Source organism: Streptomyces sp. NPDC091387, from assembly GCF_044756945.1.
In the GTDB taxonomy this organism is placed as follows: Bacteria; Actinomycetota; Actinomycetes; order Streptomycetales; family Streptomycetaceae; genus Streptomyces.
The window spans coordinates 573,385-599,446 of the sequence record NZ_JBIVTZ010000001.1; the positions used below are offsets into that span (position 1 = coordinate 573,385).

At 72.6% G+C, this 26,062-nt stretch carries 18 protein-coding genes; 17 read left to right on the forward strand and 1 reads right to left on the reverse strand.

Translation table 11 applies throughout. The annotated features are described in order from the left end of the window. The first annotated feature begins 6 nt into the window (after positions 1–6). The 12 genes from ACIQM0_RS02760 to ACIQM0_RS02815 all read left to right on the forward strand — a co-directional run bounded on the left by ACIQM0_RS02760 (position 7) and on the right by ACIQM0_RS02815 (position 15,982). Entirely contained in the window at positions 7–948 is a 942-nt protein-coding gene (locus tag ACIQM0_RS02760) for a sugar ABC transporter permease (RefSeq protein WP_363029693.1), read from the forward strand. 1 nt (position 949) lies between these two features. Beyond that, a complete protein-coding gene (locus tag ACIQM0_RS02765) occupies positions 950–1,852 on the forward strand; it encodes a carbohydrate ABC transporter permease (RefSeq protein WP_363029695.1) in 903 nt (300 codons plus the stop codon). 3 nt (positions 1,853–1,855) lie between these two features. Then, complete coding sequence (locus tag ACIQM0_RS02770; protein WP_401282820.1) at positions 1,856–3,121, forward strand: 6-phospho-beta-glucosidase; 1,266 nt, start codon at positions 1,856–1,858, stop codon at positions 3,119–3,121. Continuing rightward, complete coding sequence (locus ACIQM0_RS02775; protein WP_401282823.1) at positions 3,112–4,086, forward strand: N-acetylglucosamine kinase; 975 nt, start codon at positions 3,112–3,114, stop codon at positions 4,084–4,086. Before ACIQM0_RS02770 ends, ACIQM0_RS02775 begins: the two co-directional genes overlap by 10 nt. A 341-nt stretch (positions 4,087–4,427) precedes the next feature. Then, entirely contained in the window at positions 4,428–5,837 is a 1,410-nt protein-coding gene (locus ACIQM0_RS02780) for a hypothetical protein (RefSeq protein ID WP_401282826.1), read from the forward strand. An 11-nt stretch (positions 5,838–5,848) separates the two neighbouring features. Next, positions 5,849–6,901 carry a glutamate ABC transporter substrate-binding protein gene (locus tag ACIQM0_RS02785; RefSeq protein ID WP_401282827.1) on the forward strand — a complete coding sequence of 351 codons (1,053 nt, stop codon included), beginning with the start codon at positions 5,849–5,851 and terminating at the stop codon, positions 6,899–6,901. 67 nt (positions 6,902–6,968) lie between these two features. Further along, the gene (locus tag ACIQM0_RS02790) at positions 6,969–8,303 is read left to right on the forward strand and encodes a hypothetical protein (RefSeq protein WP_401282830.1); all 1,335 of its coding nucleotides are present in this window, start codon (positions 6,969–6,971) and stop codon (positions 8,301–8,303) included. 94 nt (positions 8,304–8,397) lie between these two features. After that, positions 8,398–11,211: a tetratricopeptide repeat protein gene (locus ACIQM0_RS02795; RefSeq protein WP_401282833.1), complete on the forward strand. Its 2,814-nt coding sequence runs from the start codon at positions 8,398–8,400 to the stop codon at positions 11,209–11,211. Next, positions 11,208–12,443, forward strand: coding sequence for a PP2C family serine/threonine-protein phosphatase (locus ACIQM0_RS02800; RefSeq protein ID WP_401283386.1), 1,236 nt, complete (start codon positions 11,208–11,210; stop codon positions 12,441–12,443). The genes ACIQM0_RS02795 and ACIQM0_RS02800 overlap by 4 nt, the downstream gene beginning before the upstream one ends. 104 nt (positions 12,444–12,547) lie before the next feature. Then, positions 12,548–13,906, forward strand: coding sequence for a VWA domain-containing protein (locus ACIQM0_RS02805; protein ID WP_401282836.1), 1,359 nt, complete (start codon positions 12,548–12,550; stop codon positions 13,904–13,906). A gap of 108 nt (positions 13,907–14,014) precedes the next feature. Then, positions 14,015–15,337 carry an FHA domain-containing protein gene (locus ACIQM0_RS02810; RefSeq protein WP_401282838.1) on the forward strand — a complete coding sequence of 441 codons (1,323 nt, stop codon included), beginning with the start codon at positions 14,015–14,017 and terminating at the stop codon, positions 15,335–15,337. Between the two features lie 192 nt (positions 15,338–15,529). Further along, positions 15,530–15,982: a MarR family winged helix-turn-helix transcriptional regulator gene (locus tag ACIQM0_RS02815; RefSeq protein ID WP_401283388.1), complete on the forward strand. Its 453-nt coding sequence runs from the start codon at positions 15,530–15,532 to the stop codon at positions 15,980–15,982. Positions 15,983–16,010: 28 nt separating this feature from the next. Here ACIQM0_RS02815 and ACIQM0_RS02820 read toward each other — a convergent pair whose 3' ends face one another. Further along, a complete protein-coding gene (locus ACIQM0_RS02820; RefSeq protein WP_401282841.1) occupies positions 16,011–17,108 on the reverse strand; it encodes an NAD(P)/FAD-dependent oxidoreductase in 1,098 nt (365 codons plus the stop codon). A 183-nt stretch (positions 17,109–17,291) separates the two neighbouring features. On the opposite strand from ACIQM0_RS02820, the gene ACIQM0_RS02825 reads away from it, so the two are divergent. From ACIQM0_RS02825 to ACIQM0_RS02845, 5 genes are all read left to right on the forward strand, one after another. Continuing rightward, positions 17,292–17,696 (forward strand): globin, encoded by a 405-nt coding sequence (locus tag ACIQM0_RS02825; protein WP_401282844.1) that lies wholly within the window; start codon positions 17,292–17,294, stop codon positions 17,694–17,696. A gap of 162 nt (positions 17,697–17,858) precedes the next feature. Then, complete coding sequence (locus tag ACIQM0_RS02830) at positions 17,859–21,179, forward strand: ABC transporter permease (RefSeq protein WP_401282847.1); 3,321 nt, start codon at positions 17,859–17,861, stop codon at positions 21,177–21,179. A 1-nt stretch (position 21,180) separates the two neighbouring features. Beyond that, on the forward strand, positions 21,181–23,994 hold the full coding sequence (locus ACIQM0_RS02835; protein ID WP_401282849.1) for an ABC transporter permease: 2,814 nt from the start codon (positions 21,181–21,183) through the stop codon (positions 23,992–23,994). After that, positions 23,991–24,953 carry an ABC transporter ATP-binding protein gene (locus tag ACIQM0_RS02840; protein WP_401282852.1) on the forward strand — a complete coding sequence of 321 codons (963 nt, stop codon included), beginning with the start codon at positions 23,991–23,993 and terminating at the stop codon, positions 24,951–24,953. Before ACIQM0_RS02835 ends, ACIQM0_RS02840 begins: the two co-directional genes overlap by 4 nt. A gap of 46 nt (positions 24,954–24,999) precedes the next feature. Next, positions 25,000–26,049, forward strand: coding sequence for a DUF2804 domain-containing protein (locus tag ACIQM0_RS02845; RefSeq protein WP_401282855.1), 1,050 nt, complete (start codon positions 25,000–25,002; stop codon positions 26,047–26,049). The last annotated feature ends 13 nt before the right edge of the window (positions 26,050–26,062 follow it).

Consider the following 26,062-nt stretch of genomic DNA (forward strand, 5'->3'; position numbering starts at 1 on the left):
ACCACGATGAGCACGTACACACTCCGTTCGAAGCGCCGCCGTTCGGCGCTTCGAACGGCGGCCTTCATGTCGCCGTGGCTGATCGGGTTCTGCGTCTTCTTCGCCTACCCGCTGATCTCCACGCTCTACTTCTCCTTCACCAGCTACGACGGCTTCTCGGCCCCGGAGTTCAGCGGGCTGAAGAACTGGTCGTTCGTCTTCAACGAGTACCCGCTGTTCTGGCCCGCCCTGCGCAACACGCTGTGGCTGGTCCTGGTCATGGTGACCTGCCGGGTGGTGTTCGGACTCGGCATCGGCATGCTGATCACCAAGATCAAGACGGGGACCGGGGTCTTCCGGACGCTCTTCTACCTGCCGTACCTCGCGCCGCCGGTCGCCGCCACGCTGGGCTTCGTCTTCCTGCTCAACCCGGGGACCGGACCGGTCAACTCGATCCTCGGCGACCTCGGGCTGCCGACCCCGGGCTGGTTCACCGACGCCGCCTGGTCCAAGCCCGCGCTGACCGCGCTCGCGGTCTGGGGGGTGGGCGACCTGATGGTGATCTTCATGGCCGCGCTCCTGGACGTCCCCAAGGAGCAGTACGAGGCGGCGGAGCTGGACGGGGCGTCCTCTTACCAGCGGTTCCGCTTCGTCACGCTGCCGAACATCTCGCCGATCATCATGTTCGCCGTGGTCACCGGCATCATCCAGACGATGCAGTACTACACCCAGCCACTGGTGGCGGGGAAGGTCGCCTCGGGTGTCATGGGCGGCTCCGGGCAGCAGTTCGAACCGGGCTATCCCGACAAGTCGACACTGACGCTTCCGCAGCTCGTGTACAACCTCGGTTTCCAGCGCTTCGACTACGGCTCCGCCTGTGTGGTCGCGCTCGTTCTCTTCGTCCTCGCCATGGCGTTCACCGCACTGCTGATGCGGCGCCGCAGCGGACTGATCCAGGCAGGTGAGTGACGTGGCGCAGGTTCTCGACACCCCGAAGGCCGGCGGGCCGGTGAGCGACCCGGTCACCCCGGCCGAGCGCGTGGCGCGCCGCAAGGCGCTGCTGCACTGGATCGGCGTGCACTCACTCGGCGTCGCGGCCGCACTCTTCTTCGTGCTGCCGTTCGTCTTCCTCCTCCTCACCTCGCTGATGAGCGACCAGCAGGCACTGACCCGTGACCTGTGGCCGCACCCCTTCGAGTGGAGCAACTACAAGGAGGTGTTCCATACCCCGGGCTTCCTGACCTGGTGGAAGAACACCCTGCTGTACGCGGGTCTTGGCACCGTCCTCACGGTGGTGTCCTCGCTGCCCGTGGCGTACGCGCTCGCCAAGTTCCGCTTCCGCGGCCGGCATCTGTCGCTGATGCTCGTCATCTCGATGATGATGCTGCCGCCGCAGGTCGTCGTCATCCCGATGTACCTGTTCTGGGCCAAGCAGCTGGACATGTCCGGCACGCTCTGGCCGCTGATCATCCCGATGGCGTTCGGCGACGCGTTCTCCATCTTCCTGCTGCGGCAGTTCCTGCTGACCATTCCGAACGAGTACCTGGACGCGGCGAAGGTGGACGGCTGCGGTGAGTTCCGCACCCTGCTCCGCGTCGTGATACCGATGGCCAAGCCGGGTATCGCCGCCGTCGCACTCTTCCAGTTCTTCTACGCCTGGAACGACTACTTCGGACCGCAGATCTACGCCTCCGAGAACCCGGGGGCGTGGACGCTGAGTTATGGACTGGAGTCCTTCAAGGGCGCACACCACACCGACTGGAACCTGACCATGGCCGCGACCGTTCTGGTCATGGCCCCTGTGATCGTCGTCTTCTTCTTCGCACAGAAGGCTTTTGTCGAAGGCGTCACACTGACCGGAGTAAAGGGCTGATTCATGAAGCTCGCAGTAGTGGGTGGCGGGTCCACCTACACACCTGAACTGATCGACGGTTTCGCACGGCTGCGGGACACCCTGCCGGTCGAGGAGCTGGTGCTCGTCGACCCGGCGGCCGACCGGCTCGAACTCGTCGGGGGCCTCGCACGGCGGATCTTCGCCAAGCAGGGCCACCCGGGGCGGATCGTCACCACCACGGACATCGACGCGGGCGTGGCCGACGCCGACGCGGTGCTGCTCCAGCTCCGCGTCGGCGGCCAGGCCGCCCGCGGCAGGGACGAGACATGGCCGCTGGAGTGCGGCTGCATCGGCCAGGAGACCACCGGTGCCGGCGGCCTCGCCAAGGCCCTGCGCACCGTCCCGGTCGTCCTGGACATCGCCGAGCGCGTCCGGCGCACCAACCCGAACGCGTGGATCATCGACTTCACCAACCCCGTCGGCATCGTGACCCGGGCGCTGCTCCAGGCCGGTCACAAGGCCGTAGGCCTGTGCAACGTGGCGATCGGCTTCCAGCGCAAGTTCGCCCGGCTGCTCGACGTGACCCCGGGTGAGGTGCACCTCGACCACGTCGGGCTGAACCACCTGACCTGGGAGCTCGGGGTGCGCCTCGGCGGCCCCGAGGGCGAGAACGTACTGCCGCGGCTGATCGCCGAGCACGGCGACGCGATCGCGGACGACCTGCACATGCCGCGGGCGATCGTGGACCGCCTCGGCGTCGTCCCCTCGTACTACCTGCGCTACTTCTACGCGCACGACGAGGTCGTGCGGGAGCTCGGCACCAAGCCCTCGCGGGCGGCCGAGGTCGCCGCGATGGAGAAGGAACTGCTCGCCATGTACGGCGATCCGGCGCTGGACGAGAAGCCCGCGCTGCTCGCCAAGCGCGGCGGGGCCTTCTACTCGGAGGCCGCCGTGGACCTGGCCGCCTCGCTGCTGGGCGGCGGCGGTTCCCCGCACCAGGTGGTCAACACGTACAACAACGGGACGCTGCCGTTCCTGCCGGACGACGCGGTGATCGAGGTACAGGCGAAGGTCGACGGGACGGGCGCGACGCCGCTCGCCGTGCCGGAGCTCGACCCGCTCTACGCCGGACTGATCGGCAATGTGACGGCGTACGAGGACCTCGCGCTGGAGGCCGCGCTGCGCGGTGGCCGCGACCGGGTGTTCAAGGCCCTGCTCGCGCACCCGCTGATCGGCCAGTTCGAGTACGCGGAGGCGCTCACCGACAAGCTGATCGCGCACAACCGGGAGCACCTGGCGTGGGCGTGAACGGTTCGGTCCTCGCGATCGACGCGGGGAACAGCAAGACCGATGTGGCGCTGATCGGCGCGGACGGCACCGTGCTGTCCACGGCCCGCGGCGGCGGCTTCCAGCCGCCCGTGGTCGGCATCGGCACCGCCGTGGACGCGCTGGGCGCCGCGGTGGAACGGGCGCTGGCCACGGCCGGCGTGGGCGCGGAGACCGTCGCCCATGTGTCGGCCTGTCTCGCCAACGCCGATCTGCCCGTCGAGGAGGAGCAGCTGACCGAGGCCCTGGGCGCCCGCGGCTGGGGCCGCACGGTGGAGGTGCGCAACGACACCTTCGCGATACTGCGGGCCGGGGTCGACGAACCGCGCGGCGTGGCCGTCGTGTGCGGCGCGGGGATCAACTGCGTCGGCATGGTGCCGGACGGGCGCACCGCGCGCTTCCCGGCCATAGGCCGGATATCCGGCGACTGGGGCGGTGGTTCGGGCCTGGCGGAGGAGGCGATGTGGTTCGCCTCGCGGGCGGAGGACGGCCGCGGTGAGCCGACCGCACTGGCCCGTACGCTGCCCGGTCACTTCGGGCTCGACTCGATGTACGCGCTGATAGAGGCGCTGCATCTGGGCCGGATCGAGTCCGAGCGGCGGCACGAGCTGACGCCGGTGCTCTTCGCGACGGGCGCGGCCGGCGACGCGGTGGCGCACGGCCTCGTGGACCGGCTGGCGGAGGAGGTCGTGGCCATGGCCTCGGTCGCGCTGTCCCGGCTCGGTCTGCTCGGCGAGGAGGCTCCGGTGGTGCTGGGCGGCAGCGTGCTGGCGGCGCGGCACCCGCAGCTGGACGACCGGATCGCCGAACTCCTCGCGGTACGGGCACCGAAGGCGGTGGTCAGGGTGGTGAAGGAGTCCCCGGTGCTGGGCGCCGCGCTGCTGGGCCTGGACCACACGGGCGCCGCTCCCCAGGTGCACGACAGGCTGCGGGCGCAGTACGCCTGACATACTGTGACATCAGTGGGTATCAGGGGCGTCCCGTGGTCTTCGTACCGTGGGACGCCCCTTCCGCAAGGGAACCGATCAGCCGCCCCGGACGTGTTCCTGGTGGGGGAGATCGGTTCGACTTCGGGGGATTGCGCCGCCGATCGTCTTGATCGGCGGCGCCGGCCTTGATCGAATGCTGTTGACCGCAGTTGTCTGCAGTCGATTGCGTTCACGGACCGGTGCAGGATCCAGGCGTTCACTGTATGGACGCCGGTCCCTGCGGCCATACTTCTGGCCGGGCACCAGTCCCCCGATCGGCCGGGGGGCGGGCCGCCGTCAGTGACCGAGGGGGAGGTCAAGTGACATACCCGCCGAATGTGCGCCCGGCGCCGCCGCAACGCGCGCCGGAGCAACTGCCCGCGCCCGCACCCGTACCGCCGCAGCGCGGTGGCCGCGCGGTGGTGACCGACCGGCTGCGTGCCGCGGCGACCACAGAACCGGGCCGGCTCCAGATCATCGGGGCCGTACTGGCGCTGCTCGTCGTCGCGTTCGGGGCCGTGACGGCCTTCGAGATCTCCGACCGGGCGACCTCCGCCGACGACGTGGTGAAGCGCAGCCAGCCGCTCAGCGCGGACGCGGCGAACATCTACCGCTCGCTGGCCGATGCCGACGCCGCGGCGGCGAGCGGCTTCCTGGCCGGCCCGCAGGAGCCGCGCGCCGTCCACGACCAGTACGTGACGGACATCCAGGAGGCCTCCCGGCTGCTGGTGAAGGCCGCGGCCAACACGGACTCCTCGACGAAGTCCGGCCACGAGATCACCAAGCTCAACGAGGAACTCCCGCGTTACACCGGGCTGATCGAGCGCGCCCGCGCGAGCAACCGGCAGGGGCTGCCGCTGGGCGGCGCCTACCTCCGGTACGCGAACCAGAAGATGGCCAACGACATGCTCCCGGCCGCGGAGCGGCTGTACACGGCGGAGACCGGCCGGCTCGGCCAGGACTACGACTCCGCGCGGACCTGGCCGTTCTTCTCGCTCGGCATCGGTGTGATCGCGCTGGCCGTGCTGTTCTGGGCCCAGCGGCGCAACTTCCACCGGACGAACCGGGTGCTCAACCACGGCCTGCTGGCCGCTACCGCGGCCGCGGTCGTGGTCCTGCTGTGGCTGGCGGTGGGGCATTCGGTGGCCCGCTCCGACCTGTCCGACGCCAATACGCGCGGGCAGCAGTCCCTGGACGTGCTCAACCGGGCGCGCATCAACTCGCTGAAGGCACGCGCCAACGAGAACCTCACGGTCGTCGCCCGGGGTGCGGTGCTCACCGCCGACGGCAAGAACGACAAGTACGAGACCGACTACGGCACGGGCATGAAGGCACTCGTCAAGGAACTGGGCCAGGCCGCGAAGCTCGCCGACGACACCCACGACACCGCGGGAAGCGAGCCGGTGGCGAACGCCATCAAGAGTGTCACCGAGTGGCAGAGCCGCCACCGCACCGCCCGCAAGACCGACGACAGCGGCGACTACGAGACCGCGCTGGAGCAGATCATCGGGTCCGGTGACTCGACCAAGGGCTCGACCGGTGAGTCGTTCAACCGGGTGGACAAGGCGCTGCGGCAGGCGCTCGCCCATGAACAGGACGAATTCACCCGGGCCGCCGAGGACGGGCGCGGTGCGCTGGGCGGGCTGCCGATCGGCGCGGCGGTACTCGCCGTGCTGGGCGCGGTCGCCGCGATCGTCGGGGTCAACCGCAGGCTCTCGGAGTTCCGGTGACAGGGGGAGCGATGACAGGGAAGGACGAGTCCAGGACGGGGTCCACGGGCCCGCTGCGCAGGCTGCGCGGCTGGGGTGGTGTGACCGCCATGGCCGCGGCCTGCGCGGTGACGGCGGCACTGACCCTGCTGCCGCTCTCCCACAGCGGCGACGACGCCTTCGGCCAGGAGGTCTCGGGGGCGGGCGCCGCGCACGGCGTGCAGACCCGGGCCGACGAGTGCACCGATCCGGACGCCAGCCTGAAACCCTCGATCGCGGGCGGCAGGACGATCGACCGCATCAAGGCGCGCGGAAAGCTGATCGCCGGCGTCGACCAGAACAGCTTCCAGTGGGGGTACCGCAATCCGGAGTCCCGGGATCTCGAAGGCTTCGACATCGATCTGGTGCGGGCCATCGCCAAGGACATCCTGGGCGACGAGAACGACGTGATCTTCCGGGCGATCCCCACCAACCAGCGCATCGCCGCCCTGGAGAACGACAAGGTCGACGTCGTCGTCCGGACGATGACGATCAACTGCGCCCGGCTCGACCAGGTCTCGTTCTCCACGGCCTACTTCCAGGCCGGGCAGCAGGTGCTCGCGCCGAAGGAGTCCGCGATCACCGGATACGACTCCTCGCTGGCCGGCAAGCGGGTCTGCACGGCCGAGGGGTCCACGGCGTACGAGGCGCTGGAGAAGCGATCGTTCGGCTCGGTGTTCAAGGACAAGCACGACGGCACCGACGCGGACGAGGACCTGCTCACCGTCCCCAACCAGCTGGACTGCCTGGTGCGGCTCCAGATGGGCGAGGTCGACGCGATCGTCACGGACAACGCCCTCGCGGCCGGCCAGGCCGCCCAGGACCCGGCCGTGGAGCTGAAGGGCGACAAGCCGTTCACCACGGAGTACTACGGCGTGGCCACGAAGAAGGGCGCCGACGACCTGGTGGCGCGGGTCAACCAGGTGCTGGTCGACTACCGGGCCGGGGGCGACGACAGCCCCTGGATGCGGTCGTACCGCAGGTGGCTGGAGGACGGTCTGCCCGGAATCAAGGCGCCGCCGGTGCCCAAGTACCGCAGCAACTGAGGCCTGTCCTTCGGATCAGGCGGATCCTGCCGGGCCCCGTCCGGCAGGGAGATCGGAGAGGTGATCGATGGGCGTCGCGGGCCCCTTCCCCAGCTACGCGGCCCGGCCCCCCGGCCCGGTCATGGACCGGGACGAGGCGGACCGTGCGCTGGCCCGGCTCGGTGCGGAGCACGAGGCGATCGAGACCTCGCTCCTCGCCCTGCAGGACCACGCCGGGCGCCGGCTCCTGGAGGGCGCCGAGCTCACCGGTGTCACCAGGGAGCGCTGGAGCGCCACCGAGCAGTCGATCACGCTGCTGTGGAGCTACTTCGACGCGTACGCGGGGGTGCTGAACGAGGCCCGTGAGGTGCGGGCCCGGCGGCGCCACCCGAACCGGGAGGACCTGGTGGCCCTGACCGAGCTGCTGCGCGGCGAGGGCGTCACGGTGGCCCATGCCGCCGCCCGGCCCGATCCGTCGATCACCGGCCCGGCCAGGCTCTCCGAGCGGTTCACGCTGGCGGAGCTGGTCAACCGGATGAACGAGCTGTACGCGCGCTCGCTGGACATGGTCGTCGCCTCCGACTCCGTGTGGTCGGCGATGCCCGCCCGGATAGACCTGCTCGCCGCCGAGCTGCGCCGCACCAGCTCGCTCGCGCACTCGGTCGGGGTACGGCCCGGCGAGCACCCCTCGGGGGACGACCTGGAGTCGATCACCCAGGAACTGACCACGCTGCGGGTGCAGGTGATCTCCGATCCGCTGGCGTTCTGGCTGCCGGGGCCCGGCAGTTCCGCGCCCGGCGGCGGGCGCCCCGACACCACGCGCTACGACCGGGCGGCCCGCGCGCTGGACGAGGTGCGGCGGGAGATCGAGGCGGTGCTCGCGGTCCGGCAGGACGCCGAGCAGCGGCTGGTCCACCTGCGCGACGTGCTCTCTCGGGCGGACCGCACACTGGCAGAGGCCCGCTCCGCCCGCGGCGAGGTGCTGGCGAAGATCGCCGCCTCCGAGGTGCCGGCGGTCAACGGTCCGCCGACCGCGCTCCAGGAGCGTCTCGCCGCGGCCTCCGAGTACCGCAGGCACGCGCAGTGGCACCGGCTCTCACCGCTCCTGGAGACCCTGGAGCGGCAGGCCGAGGAGGAGTTGCTGCGGGCCAGGGAGCAGCTGACGGCGGTCACCGCCCCGCTCGCCGTGCGGGCGGAGCTGCGCGGCCGGCTGGACGCGTACAAGGCGAAGGTGGCCCGGCACGGCCTGGCGGAGGACCCGGTCCTCATCGAGCGCTACGACGCGGCGCGCCGGATGCTGTGGAGCGCGCCCTGCGATCTGAGGGTCGCCGCGCAGGCGGTGCAGCGCTATCAGGACGCGGCGCTGGAACTGCTGGGGCAGCAGCGCGCGTCCGGACCAGAAGACCGGCAGGGGCGGCCGTGAGGCGCCCGGTGTCCTCGGGGCACCCACCGGGCGGGACAGGCAGTGACGGAGAGACGGGGCCGCCGCGGCGGCGGGGCGAACAGGGGGAATGACCATGAGTACGCAGTGCCAGCGCCCCGCGTGCGAGGGCAGTTACGAGGACATGGGCGGCGGTGAGCTGTACTGCGACACCTGCGGTCTCGCTCCGGTCGTCTCGGCGAAGGGGTCCTCCCCGTCCGGGCAGGGGGACGGCATGGTGAGCTCGCCGCCCACCGGTATCGCGGGCGGCGGCAGGGGCAGCAACAGCTCCTCGGCGCGGAGCAGTTCGCGGGCGTCGTCCAGGGCGTCGTCGGGGGCGTCCTCGCGCTCGTCGACCTCGCGGCGGTCGGTGTCGGGGCGGCTCTCGCGGGCGCTGTCCGGCAGCGGGGCGTCGCGTTCGGTCTCGGTGCGCTCCTCGGGGACGTCCACCGGTGTCTCGGGCCGGAACCGGCTGGGTGCCGGGCTGGTGCTCGTGCCGGACGTACCGCGTCCCGACCCGCGCACCGCGGTGATGGAGAACCCGGAGGTGCCCGAGCGGAAGCGGTTCTGTTCGCGTTCGGACTGCGGGGCGCCGGTGGGCCGGGCCAGGGGCGAGCGGCCGGGGCGCACGGAGGGGTTCTGCACCAAGTGCGGCCACCCGTACTCCTTCATGCCGAAGCTCCAGGAGGGCGACATCGTCCACGGCCAGTACGAGGTCGCGGGCTGTCTGGCGCACGGCGGGCTCGGCTGGGTCTATCTCGCGGTGGACCGCGCGGTCTCCGACCGCTGGGTGGTGCTCAAGGGCCTGCTCGACACCGGTGACCAGGACGCCATGGCGGCCGCCATCTCCGAGCGCCGCTTCCTCGCCGAGATCGAGCACTCCAACATCGTCCGCATCTACAACTTCGTCGAGCACCTCGACCAGCGGACCGGTTCGCTCGACGGCTACATAGTCATGGAGTACGTCGGCGGCAAAGCGCTCAAGGAGATCGCCAACGAGCGTCGCACCCCGGCCGGGAAGCGGGACCCGCTGCCGGTCGAGCAGGCGTGCGCGTTCGGCATCGAGGCGCTGGAGGCGCTGGGCCACCTGCACAGCCGCAACCTGCTGTACTGCGACTTCAAGGTGGACAACGCGATCCAGACCGAGGACCAGCTGAAGCTGATCGACATGGGCGCGGTCCGCAGGATGGACGACGACGAGTCGGCCATCTACGGCACGGTGGGGTACCAGGCGCCGGAGGTCGCGGAGGTCGGCCCGTCGGTCGCCTCCGACCTGTACACGGTCGCGCGGACGCTCGCGGTGCTCACCTTCGACTTCCAGGGCTACACGAACGTCTTCGTGGACTCGCTGCCGGACCCGGACAACATCGAGGTGTTCCGGACGTACGAGTCGTTCTACCGGCTGCTGGTGCGGGCCACCGACCCCGATCCGGCGCGGCGGTTCTCCTCCGCCTCGGAGATGGCGGAGCAGCTGATGGGTGTGCTGCGGGAGGTGGTGTCGCTCCAGACGGGGCGTCCGCGTCCGGCGCTCTCGACGCTGTTCGGTGCGGAGATGCGGGTCACCGACACCGAGCTGTTCACCCTCCTGACCGGTGAGGTGTCCCGCCTCGGGGCGCGGAGCCCGGCGCCCCGCGGCTCCGGGCTCTTCGGCCGGCGCAAGGGCGTCGGAGCGGTCGCGCTCGCGCCGGCCGCGCCGCCGCCCGCCGCGGTGGCCCCGCCGGGTGGTGTCCCGGGCGCGCTGCCCGCCGGACCGCCTCCCGCGTTCGCCGCGGGCGCCGGTCCGCTGGCCTCGTCCGCCACGCATGTCAGCGGCGGCGCGAACGGCGGCTCCGGGTACGGCGCCGCGCCCGCGTACCCGCCGCAGGCTGTCGTTCCGGCCCCCCGGTCGCCGCTCCCGAACACCGTTCCCGCTTCCGGGCCGTACGCCCCGGACAGCGCGGGCGGCCCCCGGCTGGCCGGGCTCGACGTGCGGGGGACGTCGCTCGCGCTGCCGGTTCCCCGGGTCGACGCGAACGACCCCAACGCGGGTTTCCTGGCCGGGGTGATGGCGTCGGCACCCGCCGAACTGATCGCCGCGCTCCAGGCCGTACCGGCCGCCTCGCTGGAGACCAGGCTGCGTGAGCTGCGCGCCTTCCTGGAGATGAGCGACCTCGGTGCCGCGCAGGAGACCCTGACCACCCTTGAGCTGAAGCATCCGGACGACTGGCGGGTGGTCTGGTACCGCGGCGTCACCTCCCTGGTGACGGGTGACAACGAGAACGCGGCGCTGTCCTTCGACGCGGTCTACGACGCCTTTCCCGGGGAGCCCGCGCCCAAGCTGGCGCTGGGCGTCTGCGCGGAGGTGCTGGGCCAGCTGGACAACGCCGCCGAGTACTACCGGCTGGTGTGGGCGACCGACCCGAGCTTCGTGAGTGCCGCGTTCGGCCTGGCCCGGGTGCAGATCGCCGCCGGGGACCGGAGCGGGGCCGTCCGGTCGCTGGAGTCGGTGCCGGAGGCGTCGATCCACTTCACGGCGGCCCGGGTCGCCGCGGTACGGGCACGGCTGCGCGGCCGGGCCCCCGACGACCCGCTGATCGTCGATCTGATGGCGGCCTCCGCCCAGGTCTCCGGGCTGGCCGGTCTCGGTCTGGACGCGGTGCGCCGGGAGCAGTTGTCGACGGAGGTGCTGGGGACGGCGCTGGACTGGGTACTCTCCGGGAGTCCCACGGCTCGCCCCTCGGCCCCGCAGTCGCCCCCGCACGGCGGGGCGCAGGGGCCGAAGACGCTGCTCGGCAGTGAGTTGGACGAGCGCGGCCTGCGTTTCGGGCTGGAGCGCTCGTACCGGATGCTCGCCCGGCTTGCGGAGCCCGGCGACGAGAGGATCGAACTGGTGGAGCGGGCCAACCGTTTCCGCCCCCGAACGTGGGTGTGAAGATGTCGCAGAACGACCAGGAGACTGCCTTGTCGAGGTGTCCCGGCTGCGAGGAGCCGCTGGAGCCGGGGGATCTGTTCTGCGGTGCGTGCGGGTACGACCTGTCGGCCGTGCCCGAGCCGCCGCGGGACCGTCCGACGATCGCCATCGCCACCGCGGCGGGCGCCCCGGCGGGGACCGGTCCCGAAGAGCCGGGTACGTCCGGCGACTTCGAGCTGGCGGCGCCGGTGCCGGCCGCGGCCGGCACGGCGGCCGATCCCCGGGCCGCCGCGGACCCCGCCGCGGCCCCACCGGCCGGGACCAAGGTGTGCGTGGCCTGCCGGGCCGGCCGTGTCGACGACGACGGCTACTGCGAGAACTGCGGCCATGCCCAGCCCCGCGAGCGGGACCACATGGAGCAGGAGCTCGGCTCGGTCGCCGCGGTCACCGACCGCGGACTGCGCCACCACCGCAACGAGGACTCGTTCGCGATCTCGACGACCGCGCTGCCGGACGGCACCCCGGCCGTCCTGGCGATCGTCTGCGACGGGGTGTCGTCGGCCAGCCGTCCCGACGAGGCGTCCGCCGCCGCCACGGCCGCCGCCGACGAGTCGCTCCTCGAGTCGCTGCCGCGCGGCACGCATCCGCAGCAGGCGATGCACGAGGCGATCGTGGCGGCCGCCGAGTCGGTCAACCGGCTGGCCCAGGAGCCCGATCAGGCCGCGGAGCAGGATCCGCACCGCCATCAGAACGCCCCGGCGTGCACCCTGGTCGGCGCGATCATGGCCAACGGGCTGCTGGTCGTCGGCTGGGTCGGTGACAGCCGTGTGTACTGGGTGCCCGAGGACCGGAGCAGCCCGCCGGCCCGGCTCACCGAGGACGACTCCTGGGCCGCGCAGATGGTCGCGGCGGGCCTGATGAACGAGGCGGAGGCGTACGCGGACGAGCGGGCCCACGCCATCACGGGCTGGCTGGGAGCCGACTCCTACGAACTGGAGCCGCACACCGCCTCGTTCAAACCCGACCGGCCGGGCGTCGTGGTGGTCTGCACGGACGGCTTGTGGAACTACGCGGAGTCCGCGGCCGAGATGGCCGCCGCGGTGCCCGCGGACGCGTACGAACGGCCGCTGCACGGCGCCCAGGTGCTGGTGGGCCACGCCCTCGACGGCGGGGGCCACGACAACGTAACAGTGGCTCTGCTGCCGTTCCCCGTACCGGTGCAAGGGGCAGGATCCGCCTACAGCGGCGGTTGAGTCCCGTTCCGCCCGCCCCTTGCCCCTCCGTTGCCTTTGTCCGTGAATCTGTCTTCCGTGGATCTGTCTTCATCTGACACGTGGAGCCTCAAGGAGCCGATCAGATGGCCAACTTCTCCAAGTCGAACGTGCCGCAGTTCTCCGTCGAGGTGTACCAGAACGAGTTCCTGCCCGAGGGCGGGCGCGAGGTCAACGGCATCATCACCGTCACCTCGACCGGCGGTGGCACCACGGGCGGCGTTCCGCTGACGAGTGCCGCTCACGCGCCCTCGCACGCAGCGGGGCAGGCGCCGAACGCCGCCGTGGTGATCATGGTGGACTGCTCGGGTTCGATGGACTACCCGCCCACGAAGATGCGCAACGCCCGGGACGCGACGGCGGCGGCCATCGACACCCTGCGCGACGGCACCTCCTTCGCCGTGATCGGCGGGACGCACGTCGCCAAGGAGGTCTACCCGGGAAACGGGCGGCTCGCCACCGCCGATCCGCAGACCAGGGCCCAGGCGAAGGAGGCCCTGCGCCGGCTCAGTGCGGGCGGCGGTACGGCGATCGGGACCTGGCTGCGGCTGGCCGACCGGCTGCTGGGCGGCGCCGAGGTGAGCATCCGGCACGGCATCCTGCTGACCGACGGGCGCAACGAGCACGAGGCGCCGGAGGATCTGCGGGCCGCGCTCGACGCCTGCGCGGGCCGGTTCACCTGTGACGCCCGCGGTGTCGGCACCGACTGGGAAGTGAAAGAGGTCACAGCGATCGCCTCCGCGCTGCTCGGCACCGCCGATATCGTCGCCGACCCCGCGGGGCTGGCCGCGGACTTCACGCAGATGATGGAGAACGCGATGGGCAAGGAGGTCGCGGACGTCGCGCTGCGGCTCTGGACCCCGGTCGGCGTGGAGATCAAGTACGTGAAGCAGGTCGCGCCGACGGTCGCCGAACTGACCGACCGCCGCACCGAGGCGGGCCCGCGCGCCGGGGACTACCCCACCGGCTCCTGGGGCGACGAGTCCCGCGACTACCACGTGTGCGTGCAGGTGCCGGAGGCCGGCGTCGGACAGGAGATGCTGGCGGCCCGGGTCTCGCTGATCCTTCCCGATCCGTCGGGCGGGGCGCCCCAGACCCTTTCGCAGGGCCTGGTCCGGGCGGTGTGGACGGACGACATGGTGGCGTCGACCTCGATCAATCCGCAGGTCGCGCACTACACAGGTCAGGCGGAACTGGCACAAGTCATCCAGCAGGGTCTCGATGCCCGCAAGTCGGGAGACTTCGACGGCGCGACGGCCAAACTCGGCCGCGCGGTGCAGTTGGCATCGGCGTCCGGGAACGAGGACACTGCGAAACTGCTTTCGAAGGTGGTAGACGTCGTCGACGCGGCGACCGGTACTGTGCGACTGAAGGCGAAGGTCGCGGATGCGGACGAGATGACACTCGAAACGCGCTCCACGAAGACCGTCCGCGTGAAGAAGTAACCACATATCCGCACTGATGAGCCGCCCGGCCGGACAGGTCCGCCGGGCGGCGAAGCAAGACAAAATGACGGCCCCCGCGGCCGGACGAGGAGAGGGGGAAGCGCCGACATGCCGACCTGCCCGAACGGACACCAGTCGGGTTCCGAGGACTGGTGCGAGGTCTGCGGCCACCGCATGGCCGGGGCCGGCAGGCCTGCGGGTGCCGTTCCCCCGCCGCCTCCCCCGCCGCCCGCGCCCGGCTACGGATACCCGCAGGGCCCCGGCCCGGACGCGACCGCCCACGCCGAGATCTGCCCGCAGTGCCGCACCCCGCGGGAGGCGATGGCGCCGTTCTGCGAGGAGTGCCGCTGGAACTTCCTCACGAACACCGCGACCTCGTACACACCGCTGGCCCCGCAGCACGGCGGACCGGGCGGTCCGCCCGGTCCCGGCGGACCGGGCGGCGGCCCCGGCGGCCCCGGCCCCATCCCCGGGCTCAATCTGCCGCCGGGCTTCCAGGCACAGCAGCCGCCCGGCGCGCCGCAGCCCCGCGATCCGTTCGAGTACCAGAGTTCGCGCCCCTCGCAGGTGAACCGGCCGGCCGAGCCGCTCTCCTCGGGGCCCGGACAGCCCGGCCCTCCCGGTCCGGGACAGCCGCCGTTCCAGCAGGGACAGCAGGGACAGCAGGGCCCACCGCCTCCGCCGTCGTTCCAGCAGGGCCAGGGTCAGGGTCCGCAGGGCTTCCCGCAGGGGCAGCAGCACGCCCAGCACCAGGGTTCGTCGCAGGGCTCGCCCCCGCCGCCGTCGTTCCAGCGGCAGAGTGCCGCGCCCGCGTTCCAGCAGACGGCTCCCCCGGTCTTCGAGCAGCCCGGTCCGCCGGCCCCGCCGCAGCCGCAGGCCCCGCAGCCGGGCAACGACGACTGGCTGCTGTCGCCGCCGTCGCAGGCCCAGGGCCCGCAGTCCCCGATGCAGCAGCAGCCGTACCCCGGTCAGAACCAGGGTCCCGGCATGGGGCAGGACCAGGGTCAGGGCCAGGCCTCGGCGTCCACGAGCTGGACGGCGGTCGTCGCTCCGGACCGTGAGTACTTCCTGGCGATGATGCAGCGCAGCGGCCCGGAGGCCACCGGGCTGAACCTGCCCGCGTACTCCCCGGAGCAGCATCTTCCGCTGACCGGCAACCAGATCACCATCGGCCGCCGCCGGCACAGTACGGGCGAGTCCCCCGACATCGACCTGTCGGTGCCGCCGGAGGACCCGGGCGTCTCGCACCAGCACGCGGTGCTGGTGCAACAGCCGGACAGCAGCTGGGCCGTGGTCGACCAGAACTCCACCAACGGCACCACGCTCAACGGCGCCGAGGACCCGATCCAGCCCTATGTCCCCGTTCCGCTCCAGGACGGCGACCAGGTGCACGTCGGGGCGTGGACGACGATCACGATCCGCCGGGGCTGACGGCTCCGCACGGTGCGCGGCCGGTGAGGGACGGTCCTCACCGGCCGCGCACTGCTGTTCCGGGCCGCCGCCCCTCGGTCGCCGACTGCTGGAGCCATGTAGTTCGCAGTACGAATAGGCACCCTCGCGCCAGGTTCGTGCGGTCACCGCCTGCCGTATTCTGGCCGAATGCGAAAGGCCGAGGGTGAACAGATGGGATTCGTCACCGCACTGGTGCGATCCTCATTTCTGGTGAACGCCGTATATGCCGAGTCCGGTCGCGAGCACGGAATCACCGCACAGCAGGGCCAGCTGCTCTGTGTGCTGATGGTGCAGCCGTACGGGATGCGTGAGCTCGGGGCGATGCTGGGGCTGGCGAAGTCCAGCCTCACCGGCCTGGTGGACCGGAGCGTCCAGCGGGGCCTGGTGCGGCGCGAGGCCGACCCCGAGGACGGGCGCGCGGTCCGCGTCGCGCTGACCGCGACGGGCGACGAGCTGGCCGACGCGTTCTACGCGGAGACCTGCCGACGGGTGGCGAGGCTGTCGGACAGCCTCGACGGGACCGACCGCGAGCTGCTCGCGCGGCTGCTCGGCCGGCTGGTGCTGGAGAACAAGGTGCCGGTGGTCTTCATGGAGCCGGACGAGGCGCCCCCCGCCGCGCGGTGAGGCCCGCCCGGTGGATCACGGGCAGCCCTCAGCGGCTGTCGGCGATATTGAAGAGCGCGGCGAACCGGCCGGTGAACAGGTCGACGCCCTTGTACTCGCTGACCGCCGACGCCGGCAGAACGACCGGCCCGTCGGGCGTGGACATCTGGCCCACCCCGCCGCCGGGGCCGAGCGGGAGCAGGACCGAGGGCACGGGGGAAGGCCGGTAGGCGGCCGTGGGCCGCTCGCCGCGGACCTGGGCCAGGATGTTGCGCGCCACCACCTCCGCGTGCTTCATCGCGTGCGCGGCCATCTTGGCCTCGGCGAGATCGGTGATGTCGCCGAGTGCGTAGACCCGCTCGTGCCCCTCGACGTTGAGCGCCTCCGTGACCCGGACCTGGCCCCGCGGTGTCCGGGCGGCGACCCGTCCGTCGGCGAGGTAGTCGCCGTTGATGTGCACCCCGTAGCAGCGGAACCAGATGTCGGCGGAGAGCTCGCCGCCGTCGGTGGCCACCGTGAAGGACTTCGTCCGCCCCGGTTCGGCCGGCGGCTGCTCGGTGAGGGTGGCGCCCAGGCGCAGTTCCACACCGAGCCCGTCCAGCTGGCGGTGCAGATCCTCCCGGAGCTCGGGGAGGAAGCCCGGTACCAGGTGGTCGGCCGGGTCGGTGATGATCACGTGCTTGTCCGGCCAGACCGCCTTGATCTCGCCGGACAGCTCCAGCCCCACCGGGCCGGCGCCGACGATCAGCACCCGCTCGGCGGCCGCGAGTTCCGCATGGGCCGCACGGATCCGCTCCAGCGCCCGCGCCGAGAGGTCGGTGTCCATCTTGGCCGGGAACGGATAGTCGGAGCCGGTGGCGAGGACCAGGTAGTCGGCCGCGATCCGCTCCCCCGAGGCCAGCGTGACACCGCCCGGATCCACCGCGACGGCCCGCTCGCGGCGGACGGCGCCGCGCCGGAGCAGGGTGTCGTAGGGGAAGAAGATATGGCCCGCCCAGTCGGGCTCGACCAGCGCCCGGAGCGCCCCCGCCGCATGGACGAACGCGTCCTTGGGATCAATGAGGACGACATCGGTCTCCTCGTCGAGTGCTTTCGCGACCGCGGCGCCACCATAACCCCCGCCAATGACCGCAACCGTACGATTCATGATTCCCCACTCCCCACGGCACGACATAATTCATTCGTGACACGAACCATACTAGTTCGCATCACGAACTGTAAATCGGCGTGTCCTGCCGAGGGCCCGCTTCCCGCGGATTCCGGTGCGGGCCGACGTGACCGGCCCACCCGGCCCCCGGTCGCCCGCCGTGGCGTCTGCGACGATGGAGGGGTGACTGAGAACCCGCGCGACACGGTGCAGGAGCTGACCTTCTACGAGCTGGTCGGCGGCAAGGAGACCTTCCGGCGCCTGGTCCACCGCTTCTACGAGGGCGTGGCCGGGGACCCGCTGCTGCGGCCGATGTACCCGGAAGAGGATCTGGGCCCGGCCGAGGAGCGGTTCACGCTGTTCCTGATCCAGTACTGGGGCGGCCCGCGCACCTACAGCGACCAGCGCGGACACCCCCGGCTGCGGATGCGGCACGCCCCGTTCCAGGTGGACCGGGCCGCGCACGACGCCTGGCTGAGCCACATGCGGGTGGCGCTCGACGAACTCGGGCTGGCCCCCGAGCACGAGCGGCAGCTGTGGGACTACCTCACTTACGCTGCCGCCTCGATGGTGAACACCGAGGGCTGAGTTCCCCGGCCCCCACCTGTGCGGAATCCGGTACTCCGCCGTCGGATAACGGTCACGATCCCATCAAGGTGTGGCCAAGGCCGGTATACCGCGACCGGTGCACTCTGAAAGCATCCATACATCGCCGGGGGGCGTGTACATGAGATGAGGGTGGGGGCAGGGGTGACGGGGTTCGTCTTTCTGCGGGTGAGGGCGCATCGGCTCCTCCTCGCGGCGGCCGTACTGGCCGTGCTGCTCACCACGTCCGTCCTGGCCGCGCTCACCGCCTTCTCCGGCTCCATCGGCGACGCCGCGCTGCGCCACACCCTCACCCACCGGTCCGCGGCCGCCGCGTCCCTCCTCATCTCGGCACAGGTCGCGCCCGAACAGCGGGACGCGGCCGACGCCTCCGCGCGCAAGGCCGCCCACACCACGTTCGACGGACTCCCGGTGACCGTACGGAAGCTGGAGGCCTCTGGCCCGTACGCGCTGCCGCGCGGTCTGCAGACCCCGGCCGCCCGCCGCGGCGACCCCGACCTCACCCACTTCGCCTCGCTCGACCTCAGCCGCGTCCGGCTCACCGCGGGCCGGATGCCCGCCGCCGGGGCGGGGAAGAGCGGCGACCCGGTCCAGGTCGCGCTGCCGGGCACCGCCGCGGAGGCCCTCGCGCTGAAGCCCGGCGCCCGGCTGACGCTCACCGACCGGCTCGGCGGCAAGCCCCTGAAGATCCGGATCACCGGTCTCTACGAGGCGGCGGACCAGGCCGATCCGTACTGGCAGCTGGACGCGGCCGGCGGGCGCGGCGTCCGCCGCGTCGTCTTCACGACGTACGGGCCGCTGCTCACCGACCCCGCGGTGCTCGGCTCCGGCCGGACCAGTTCCGGTGAGCTCTCCTATCTGGCGTCGGCCGACTTCCGCGGCCTCACCACGGACCGGATGGCCGCGCTGCGCCACGCGGCGACCGAGGGCCCGAAGCAGCTGCTCGCCGCCCCCGAGTTCAAGAACGGGGCCAACGCGCAGACCCAGCTGCCCACCGTTCTCGACCAGATCGACCGGGGGCTGCTCGTCTCCCGCTCGACGATGATGATCGTGGCCGTCCAGCTGGTGCTGCTGGCCGGGTACACCCTGCTCCTGGTGGCCCGGCTGCTGAGCAGTGAGCGCGGCGGGGAGACCGAACTGCTGCGTGCGCGCGGCGGATCGCGCGGCCGGATCACCTCGTTCGCCGCGATCGAGGCGCTGCTGCTCGCGCTGCCCGCCGCTGTCCTCGCCCCGCTGCTCGCCGGACCGCTGACCCGGCTCCTGGCGGACCGCAGCGAGCTGTCCCGGATCGGGCTGCGGCTCGGCGGGACCGCCACCGGCACGGTGTGGCTGGTGGCCGCCGTCACCGCACTGGCCTGCGCACTCGCCGTGGTCGCGCCCGCGCTCGCCGCGAGCGCCGGCGGACGCCGCTCCACCCGCGCCGCCACGCTGCCCGCGCCGGTGCGCGCGGGGGCGGACATCGGGCTGCTGGCGGTCGCCGGGGTGGCGTACTGGCAGCTCGACCGGCAGACCGGGGGCGCGGGCAGCGGTGCGCTCAGCGACGACCGCGCGGGCGGCCTCGGCATCGATCCGCTGCTCGTCGTCGCACCCGCCCTGGCCCTGCTCGCGGGCACCGTACTGACGCTGCGGCTGCTGCCGCCCGCGGCCAGGCTCGCGGAGCGCCGGGCGGCCGGCGGCCGGGGGCTGGCCACGGCGCTGGCCGGCTGGCAGTTCAGCCGCCGGCCGCTGCGCGGCGCGGGTCCGGTGCTGCTGCTGGTGCTGTCGGTCGCGATGGGCATGCTGGCCATCGGCCAGAGCGCGTCGTGGGACCGTTCGCAGAAGGACCAGGCGGACTTCAGGTCCGGCGCCCCGGTCCGGATGCTGGGCGGTGTCAACGCGGATCCGGCCCGGTCGGGCACGTACGCGCGGCTGCCGGGGGTACGGGAGGCGGCGCCCGCGTTCCGTACGACGCTGGAGCTCTCCGGCGGCCGAACCGCCGAGGTGCTGGCCCTGGACACCGCGCACGCCGACGAGCGGATGCTGATGCGCGGGGACCTCGCCGACGGGGCGCGGGGCCGGCTGTTCGACTCCCTCGCACCGCCCCACTCCGCACGGGCGGGACTGCTGCTGCCGCGCGACAGCACCGAACTCCGCCTCGATCTGCGCATATCGTCCGGGCCGAAGGCCGGGAGGCCCTCGCGTTCCGGTATGAGCCCGCTGGTCACCGTGTTGCTGGAGGACCGTTACGGCATTCCGTACCGGGTGGTCGCCGGTTCCGTACCGGTGGACGGGAAGGCGCATCCGCTCTCGCTGAAGGTCGCCGCGGCCGGTGAGCTGTCGGTGACCGGGTTCGAGCTGGACAGCAGCCAGCCGGTCGGGCGGGACGAGTCGCACCGCCTCACCGTGAGCAAACTGCGGACCGTGACCGCCGGCGGCGCCGAACGGCCGGTCCCGGTGCCCGGCGGATTCCGCTGGCAAGCGGCCCTGACCACCGACGAGTTCGGGCAGGTCCAGCCGGGCGACCCGCTGCACCCGGCCGGCTCGGCCACGCAGCCGCTGACCCTCGACTACCGGACCGGCTTCGTCACGGAGGAGGACGCGGCGAAGGCGGTACCGGCTCTCAATGTGCGGGTCACCGCGGCGCGCGCCACGTCGGCCGGCCTGAACGGCGTGGCCACGGACGCCTATCTGAAGGCGTCCGGTGCGCGCACCGGCCAGAGCGTGGACGTGACGCTGGCCGGTGAGACGGTCCGGGTGAAGATCGTGCGGTCCGTCCACGCCCTCCCGACGACCGGGCCGGGCTCCACCGCCTCCCTGTCCTCCGGGCAGACACGGGCGGCCCGGGACGGCGGCGCCCTGCTCCTCGACCTCAGGGCCGTCGGCGGGATCTTCGCGCAACGCCCGAACGCCGTGCTCACCGCGACCGAGTGGTGGCTGAGCACCGCTCCCGGCCGGACCGCGGAGGTCGCGGCCGCGCTCCGGGCCCGGCCCGACACCGATCCCGCGCAGGTACAGGTACGGGACGAGGTCGCCGACGAACTGGTGAGCGATCCGCTGGGTGCGGGTCCGCAGTCCGCGCTGCTCGCGGTGGCGGTCGTGGCGGCGGCGCTGGCCGGGGTCGGCTTCGCCGTGGCGGCCGTCGGCTCGCGGCGTGAACGGTCCGCGGAATTCGCCGTACTGCGGGCGCTGGGGGCGCCGCGCCGCCGGCTGGCCCGCATGATCGCCGCCGAGCAGGGGGTGCTGATCGCCATCGGGCTGCTGGTGGGGGCGGTCCTCGGGGCCGTACTGACCCGGGCGGTGGTGCCGCTCGTCGTGCTGACCGGACAGGCCGCCCGGCCCGTACCGGCCGTGCTGGTGGAACTGCCCGCCGGACAGGTCGCGATGCTCCTCGCCTGCTTCGCCGCACTGCCGCTGGTGATCGTCGCGGTCCTCGCCCTGCGCCGCACCGACCCCGCGATCTCGCTGCGCCACCAGGGGGACAACTGACATGAGCCCGCGTCCGATGTTCTCCCGCGGAACGGCCGCCTGCGCGCCCTGGGTACGGACCCGGCTGCGCACCGCCCCGGGCGCGGCCTGCGCGCTCGGACTGCTGGTGCTGCTGACGGCGTTCCTGGCCGCCGCCTTCCCGCGGGCCGTCGACCGTTACGAGGACGAGGGTCTGCGCCACGATCTCGCCGCCGCCGCCCCCCGGCGCAGCATGCTGGAGGTCAGCAGCCCGGCGCCGGGTCTGGAGGTGCCGCAGGCAGCGCGCGAGAAAGCGGTGCGGGAGCCGTCGGTGGCCTCCGTGCACCGGAGGCTGCTGGCCGGGCTGCCCGATCCGCTGCGGGCGGACACCGGCCAGTCCGCGTACGGACTCCGGACCACGAACCCGATCCCTGCCGGTGAGTCCTGGTTCCCCCGCCCCTACGGCATCGACCCGGAGCTGACGTACACGACGCAGTCGGCGCTGCCGGATCACTCCACCCTGCGTGAGGGCAGGTGGCCGGCCGCCCGGGGCGAGGTCACCGCCGCCACCGAGGAGGTGGAGGCCGCGGTCACCGAGGAGACCGCGAAGGCGCTGCGGATCAAGACCGGTGCGACCGTCTCCGTCCCTGCCGTCAGGGGCGGGCAGTTCACGGTACGGATCACCGGCATCGTCGCCCCGCTGCGCCCCGAGGCCGCCTACTGGTCGGCCGAGCCGCTGCTGCGCACCCCCTCCCTGGTCGCCAAACCGACGAAGCCCGAGCCGCATTACTACTGGACTGCCGCTCTGCTGCTGCCCCCGGACGCCGCACCGGTGCTGCTCGCCACCACCGGCCAGCCCGAGGCGTACTGGCGGATCATGCCGGACGTCTCGCGGCTGACCACGCCGGCCGTGCCCCTGCTCCGCTCGTCCGTGGCCTCCCTGGAGGGCGGCCCCGGACTGCTGAAGGTGCGCACGGCCGTCGGCAAGACCGCGACGGTGACGACCGACCTGGACGAGATCGTGAGCGCGTACGACGGGATGCGGCAGGCGATCCGCCCGGTCGTCACCGTCGCCGCCGTCGGCATCGGGGCCGTCGCCGCCATCGTCCTGCTGATGACGGGCGGGCTGATCGCCGGCCGGCGCCACACCGAACTCGCCCTGCTCCGGGCCCGCGGCGGGTCCCTGCGCTCCCTCGGGGGCAGACTGCTCGCAGAGACCGCGGTGACCGCCGTGCCCGCCGCGGCGCTGGGCCTGCTGCTCGCGGTCCTGGTGATCGACGGGACCCGGCTGTGGCCCTCCGCCGTCGGCGCCGCGGCCGTCGGCGCGCTGGTCTGTGCCGCGCTCCCGGTCCGTACCGTGCTGCCGCACCGCAGACCGCGGCTGCACGGCGGCCGCGAGGACCTGGTGAGCGTCCGGCCGTCCCGGCGGCGCACCGTCGCCGAACTCACCGCGCTGGTGCTGGCCGTCGGCGCGGTCGTCGCCCTGCGCAGGCGCGGTACGGGCGGCGCCGGGGGCACCGACCTCCTGGTCAGTGCGGCCCCCGTGCTGGTCGGGCTGATCGCGGCGCTGGTCCTCGTCCGGCTCTACCCGCTGCCGCTGCGGCTCGCGCTGCGCTCCGTGGCGCGGCTGCGCGGCGCGGTCGGATTCCTGGCGCTGGCCCGCGCCGGACGCTCCTCGGCCGCCGGCACACTGCCCCTGCTCGCGCTGCTGGTCGCGCTGACGACGGCGGCGTTCGGCGGCTCGGTGCTCGCCGGGGTCGCGGACGCGCGGGACACCGCGGCGGTGCTCGCGACCGGTGCGGACGCCCGGATCAGCGGCGGGGCCGACTCCGCACCGCTCTCGGACGGCCTGGTCCGTACGGTGTCCGGGGCGGACGGCGTACAGGAGGCGGCGCGCGTCCAGATCGAGTACGGCGTCTCGCTGCCGCCGCCCGAGGACGGTTTCGAGGACGCGCGAGGCGCCACCCTGATCGGCGTCGACCCGGTCACCTACGCCCGGCTGGCGCGTTCCACCGGCATCGGGGCCTTCCCCGCCGACCGGCTGGAGTACACCGGTCCGGCGACGCCGAAGGGCACGCTGCCGTCGCCGGACCGGGTGGTGCCGGTCCTCGCCTCGCCGTCCGTCGCCCAGCGGCTCGGGGACCGGCCGCGCGACCTCCAGTCGATGGCCGGGGACTTCAGGATCCGGGTGGCGGGCACGGTGGCGCACACGCCCGCCGTCACCGACACCTCCTTCATGGTCGTCGACGCCGCCGCCCTCACCCACCGCCAGACCACCGCGCTGCTGCTCACCGGCGACCGGCTGGACGCGAAGGAACTGCGCACGGCGGCCCACCGCGCGAGCAAGGACCTCACCGTCCAACTGCGCTCCGAGGTACGCGCCGCCTACGTGGACACCCCGATGCAGGTGGGTGCAGAGCGGATCTACACGGCGGCGATCGCGGCCGGCGCGGGCTACGCCCTGCTGGCCGTCCTCCTCTCCCTGCTCCGGACCGCTCCGGAACGCACCACCCTGCTGGCGCGGCTGCGCACCATGGGCATCGGTACCCGGCAGGGCGGACGCCTCCTCGGCTTCGAGGCCATGCCCCAGGCGCTGCTCGCCGCCGCGGGCGGGCTGCTCGTCGGCCGGGCGACCATCGCGCTGCTGGCACCGGGCGTGGATCTGGTACACCTCGCGCTCTCGACCGGCCCCGGCTCCGGTCTGCTGTACAGCGCGCCGCTGCGGGCGGACCCGTGGTCGATGGTCCTCCCGGCGCTGGGCGTGATCGTCCTGACCGCCGCGGTGGCCGGCGTACAGGCCTGGTGGACCGGCCGCCGCGGATCGATCACCGAACTCAGGGCAGGAGACTCCCGATGACGACGCAGCCGACCGATTCCACCCTGGCGGAGCTCGAACAGCGGGCCGCAGCACGCCGCGACCGGCCCTCGTACGGGCACGACGCGCTGATCTCCTGCGACCGGCTGGTGCGCATCTTCACCACGGACGGAGTGGAGGTGCAGGCCCTCCAGGGGCTCGATCTACTGGTCACCGAGGGCGAGTTGTTGGCACTGGTCGGCGCGTCCGGCAGCGGCAAGTCGACGCTGATGAACATCCTGGCGGGCCTCGACGTGCCCACGGCGGGGGCGGCGAAGGTGGCGGGCTGCGATCTGCTGTCCATGGGGCAGAAGGAACGGCTCCGCTACCGCCGGGACGTCGTCGGGTTCGTCTGGCAGCAGACCGCCCGCAACCTCCTGCCCTATCTCACCGCGATCCAGAACATCACGCTGCCGATGCAACTGCGCGGCGGCGGGCGCAACCGCGAACGGGCCGCACGCGCCGAGTCGTTGCTCGCGATGCTGGACGTGGCGGAGTGCCGCGACCGGCGCCCGCAGCAGATGTCGGGCGGCCAGCAGCAGCGGGTGGCCATCGCGGTCTCACTGGCCAACTCCCCCTCGGTCCTGCTCGCGGACGAGCCGACCGGCGAGCTGGACTCGGCCACCGGCGAACAGGTCTTCGCCGCCTTCCGCCGCGCCAACGAGGAGCTCGGCACGACGATCGTGATCGTCACGCACGACCAGGCGGTCGCGAACGAGGTCCGCCGCACGGTCGCCATCCGCGACGGCCGTACGTCGTTCGAGGTGCTGCGCCGCACCGAGGTCGACGCGGCGACGGGCCAGGAGTCCCAGGTGGCACGCGAGTACGCGATGCTCGACCGCGCGGGCAGGCTGCAACTGCCCGCGGACTACACGGAGTCGCTGGGCATGGAGCACCGCGTGCTGCTGGAGCTGGAACAGGACCACATCGGGGTGTGGCCCGACGCCCCGAAGCCGGAGTGAGCGGGCCTGACCGCGTGCCTCCCGAAGCCCGCTATAGGATCCGCGCATGGCGACACACGAGCACGAGATCACCGAGCCCGTCGATCTCTGCCTGCCCGACGGCAGCCTGGATCCGGCGGCGGTCGGCTGGTCCCGGGTGCCACTGCACCGCGCCAACCTGCGCGGCTGGGGCCGGACGAAGCGCTGGGAGTACTGGTGCGTGACGACGCCCACCCATCTGGTGGCGCTGACCGTCAGTGACCTCGACTTCCTCGCCCTGAACACGGTCTACCTGCTCGAATACGCCCCGGGCGGCCTGGAGTCGGAGCGCACCGCGATCATCCCCGGCGGCTTCGGCGTCGGGCTCCCCGACACCGTGGCCGGTGCCCCCGGCTCCGAGGACGTGGTGGTCGGACCGGCGCGGCCGTCCGGCGGCAAGGTCCGCATCGAGATCCGAGACGAGGACGCCGGCACCCGGCTGAGGGCCCGTTGTCTGACCGCGGACCGGTTGCCGCTGGAGGTGGACCTGCTGGTCGCCCGGCCGCCGGGGCACGAATCGCTGTCCGTCGTGGTGCCGTGGAGCGATCGGCGCTTCCAGTACACGTCCAAGCACACCGCGCTCCCGGCGTCCGGCCGGGTCAGGATCGGCACGGAGTTCCTGGAGTTCGACGGGGACGACACCTGGGCCGTCCTGGACCACGGCCGCGGCCGCTGGCCGCGCACGGTCGACTGGAACTGGGGCGCCGCCTCCGGACGCACCGGCGGGCACACGGTGGGCCTCCAGTTCGGCGGACGCTGGACGGCGGGCACCGGCTCCACCGAGAACGGGCTCTGCGTGGACGGCCGGCTCACCAAGATCGGCGAGGAGCTGGACTGGCAGTGGTCGACGGCCGATCCCCTCGCCCCCTGGACCATCCGTACGCCCTCGTCCGGCCAGGTCGACCTGACGTTCACCCCGTTCCACAACCGGTCGGCGCACACGGAGGCCGGTGTGATCGCCAACCGCACCGACCAGTGCTTCGGCCATTACGACGGCAGCATCCGCACCGACGACGGCGAGGAGATCGTGGTGGAAGGGCTGCTCGGCTGGGCCGAGGACGTCCACATGCGCTGGTGACGTGACCGGTTCG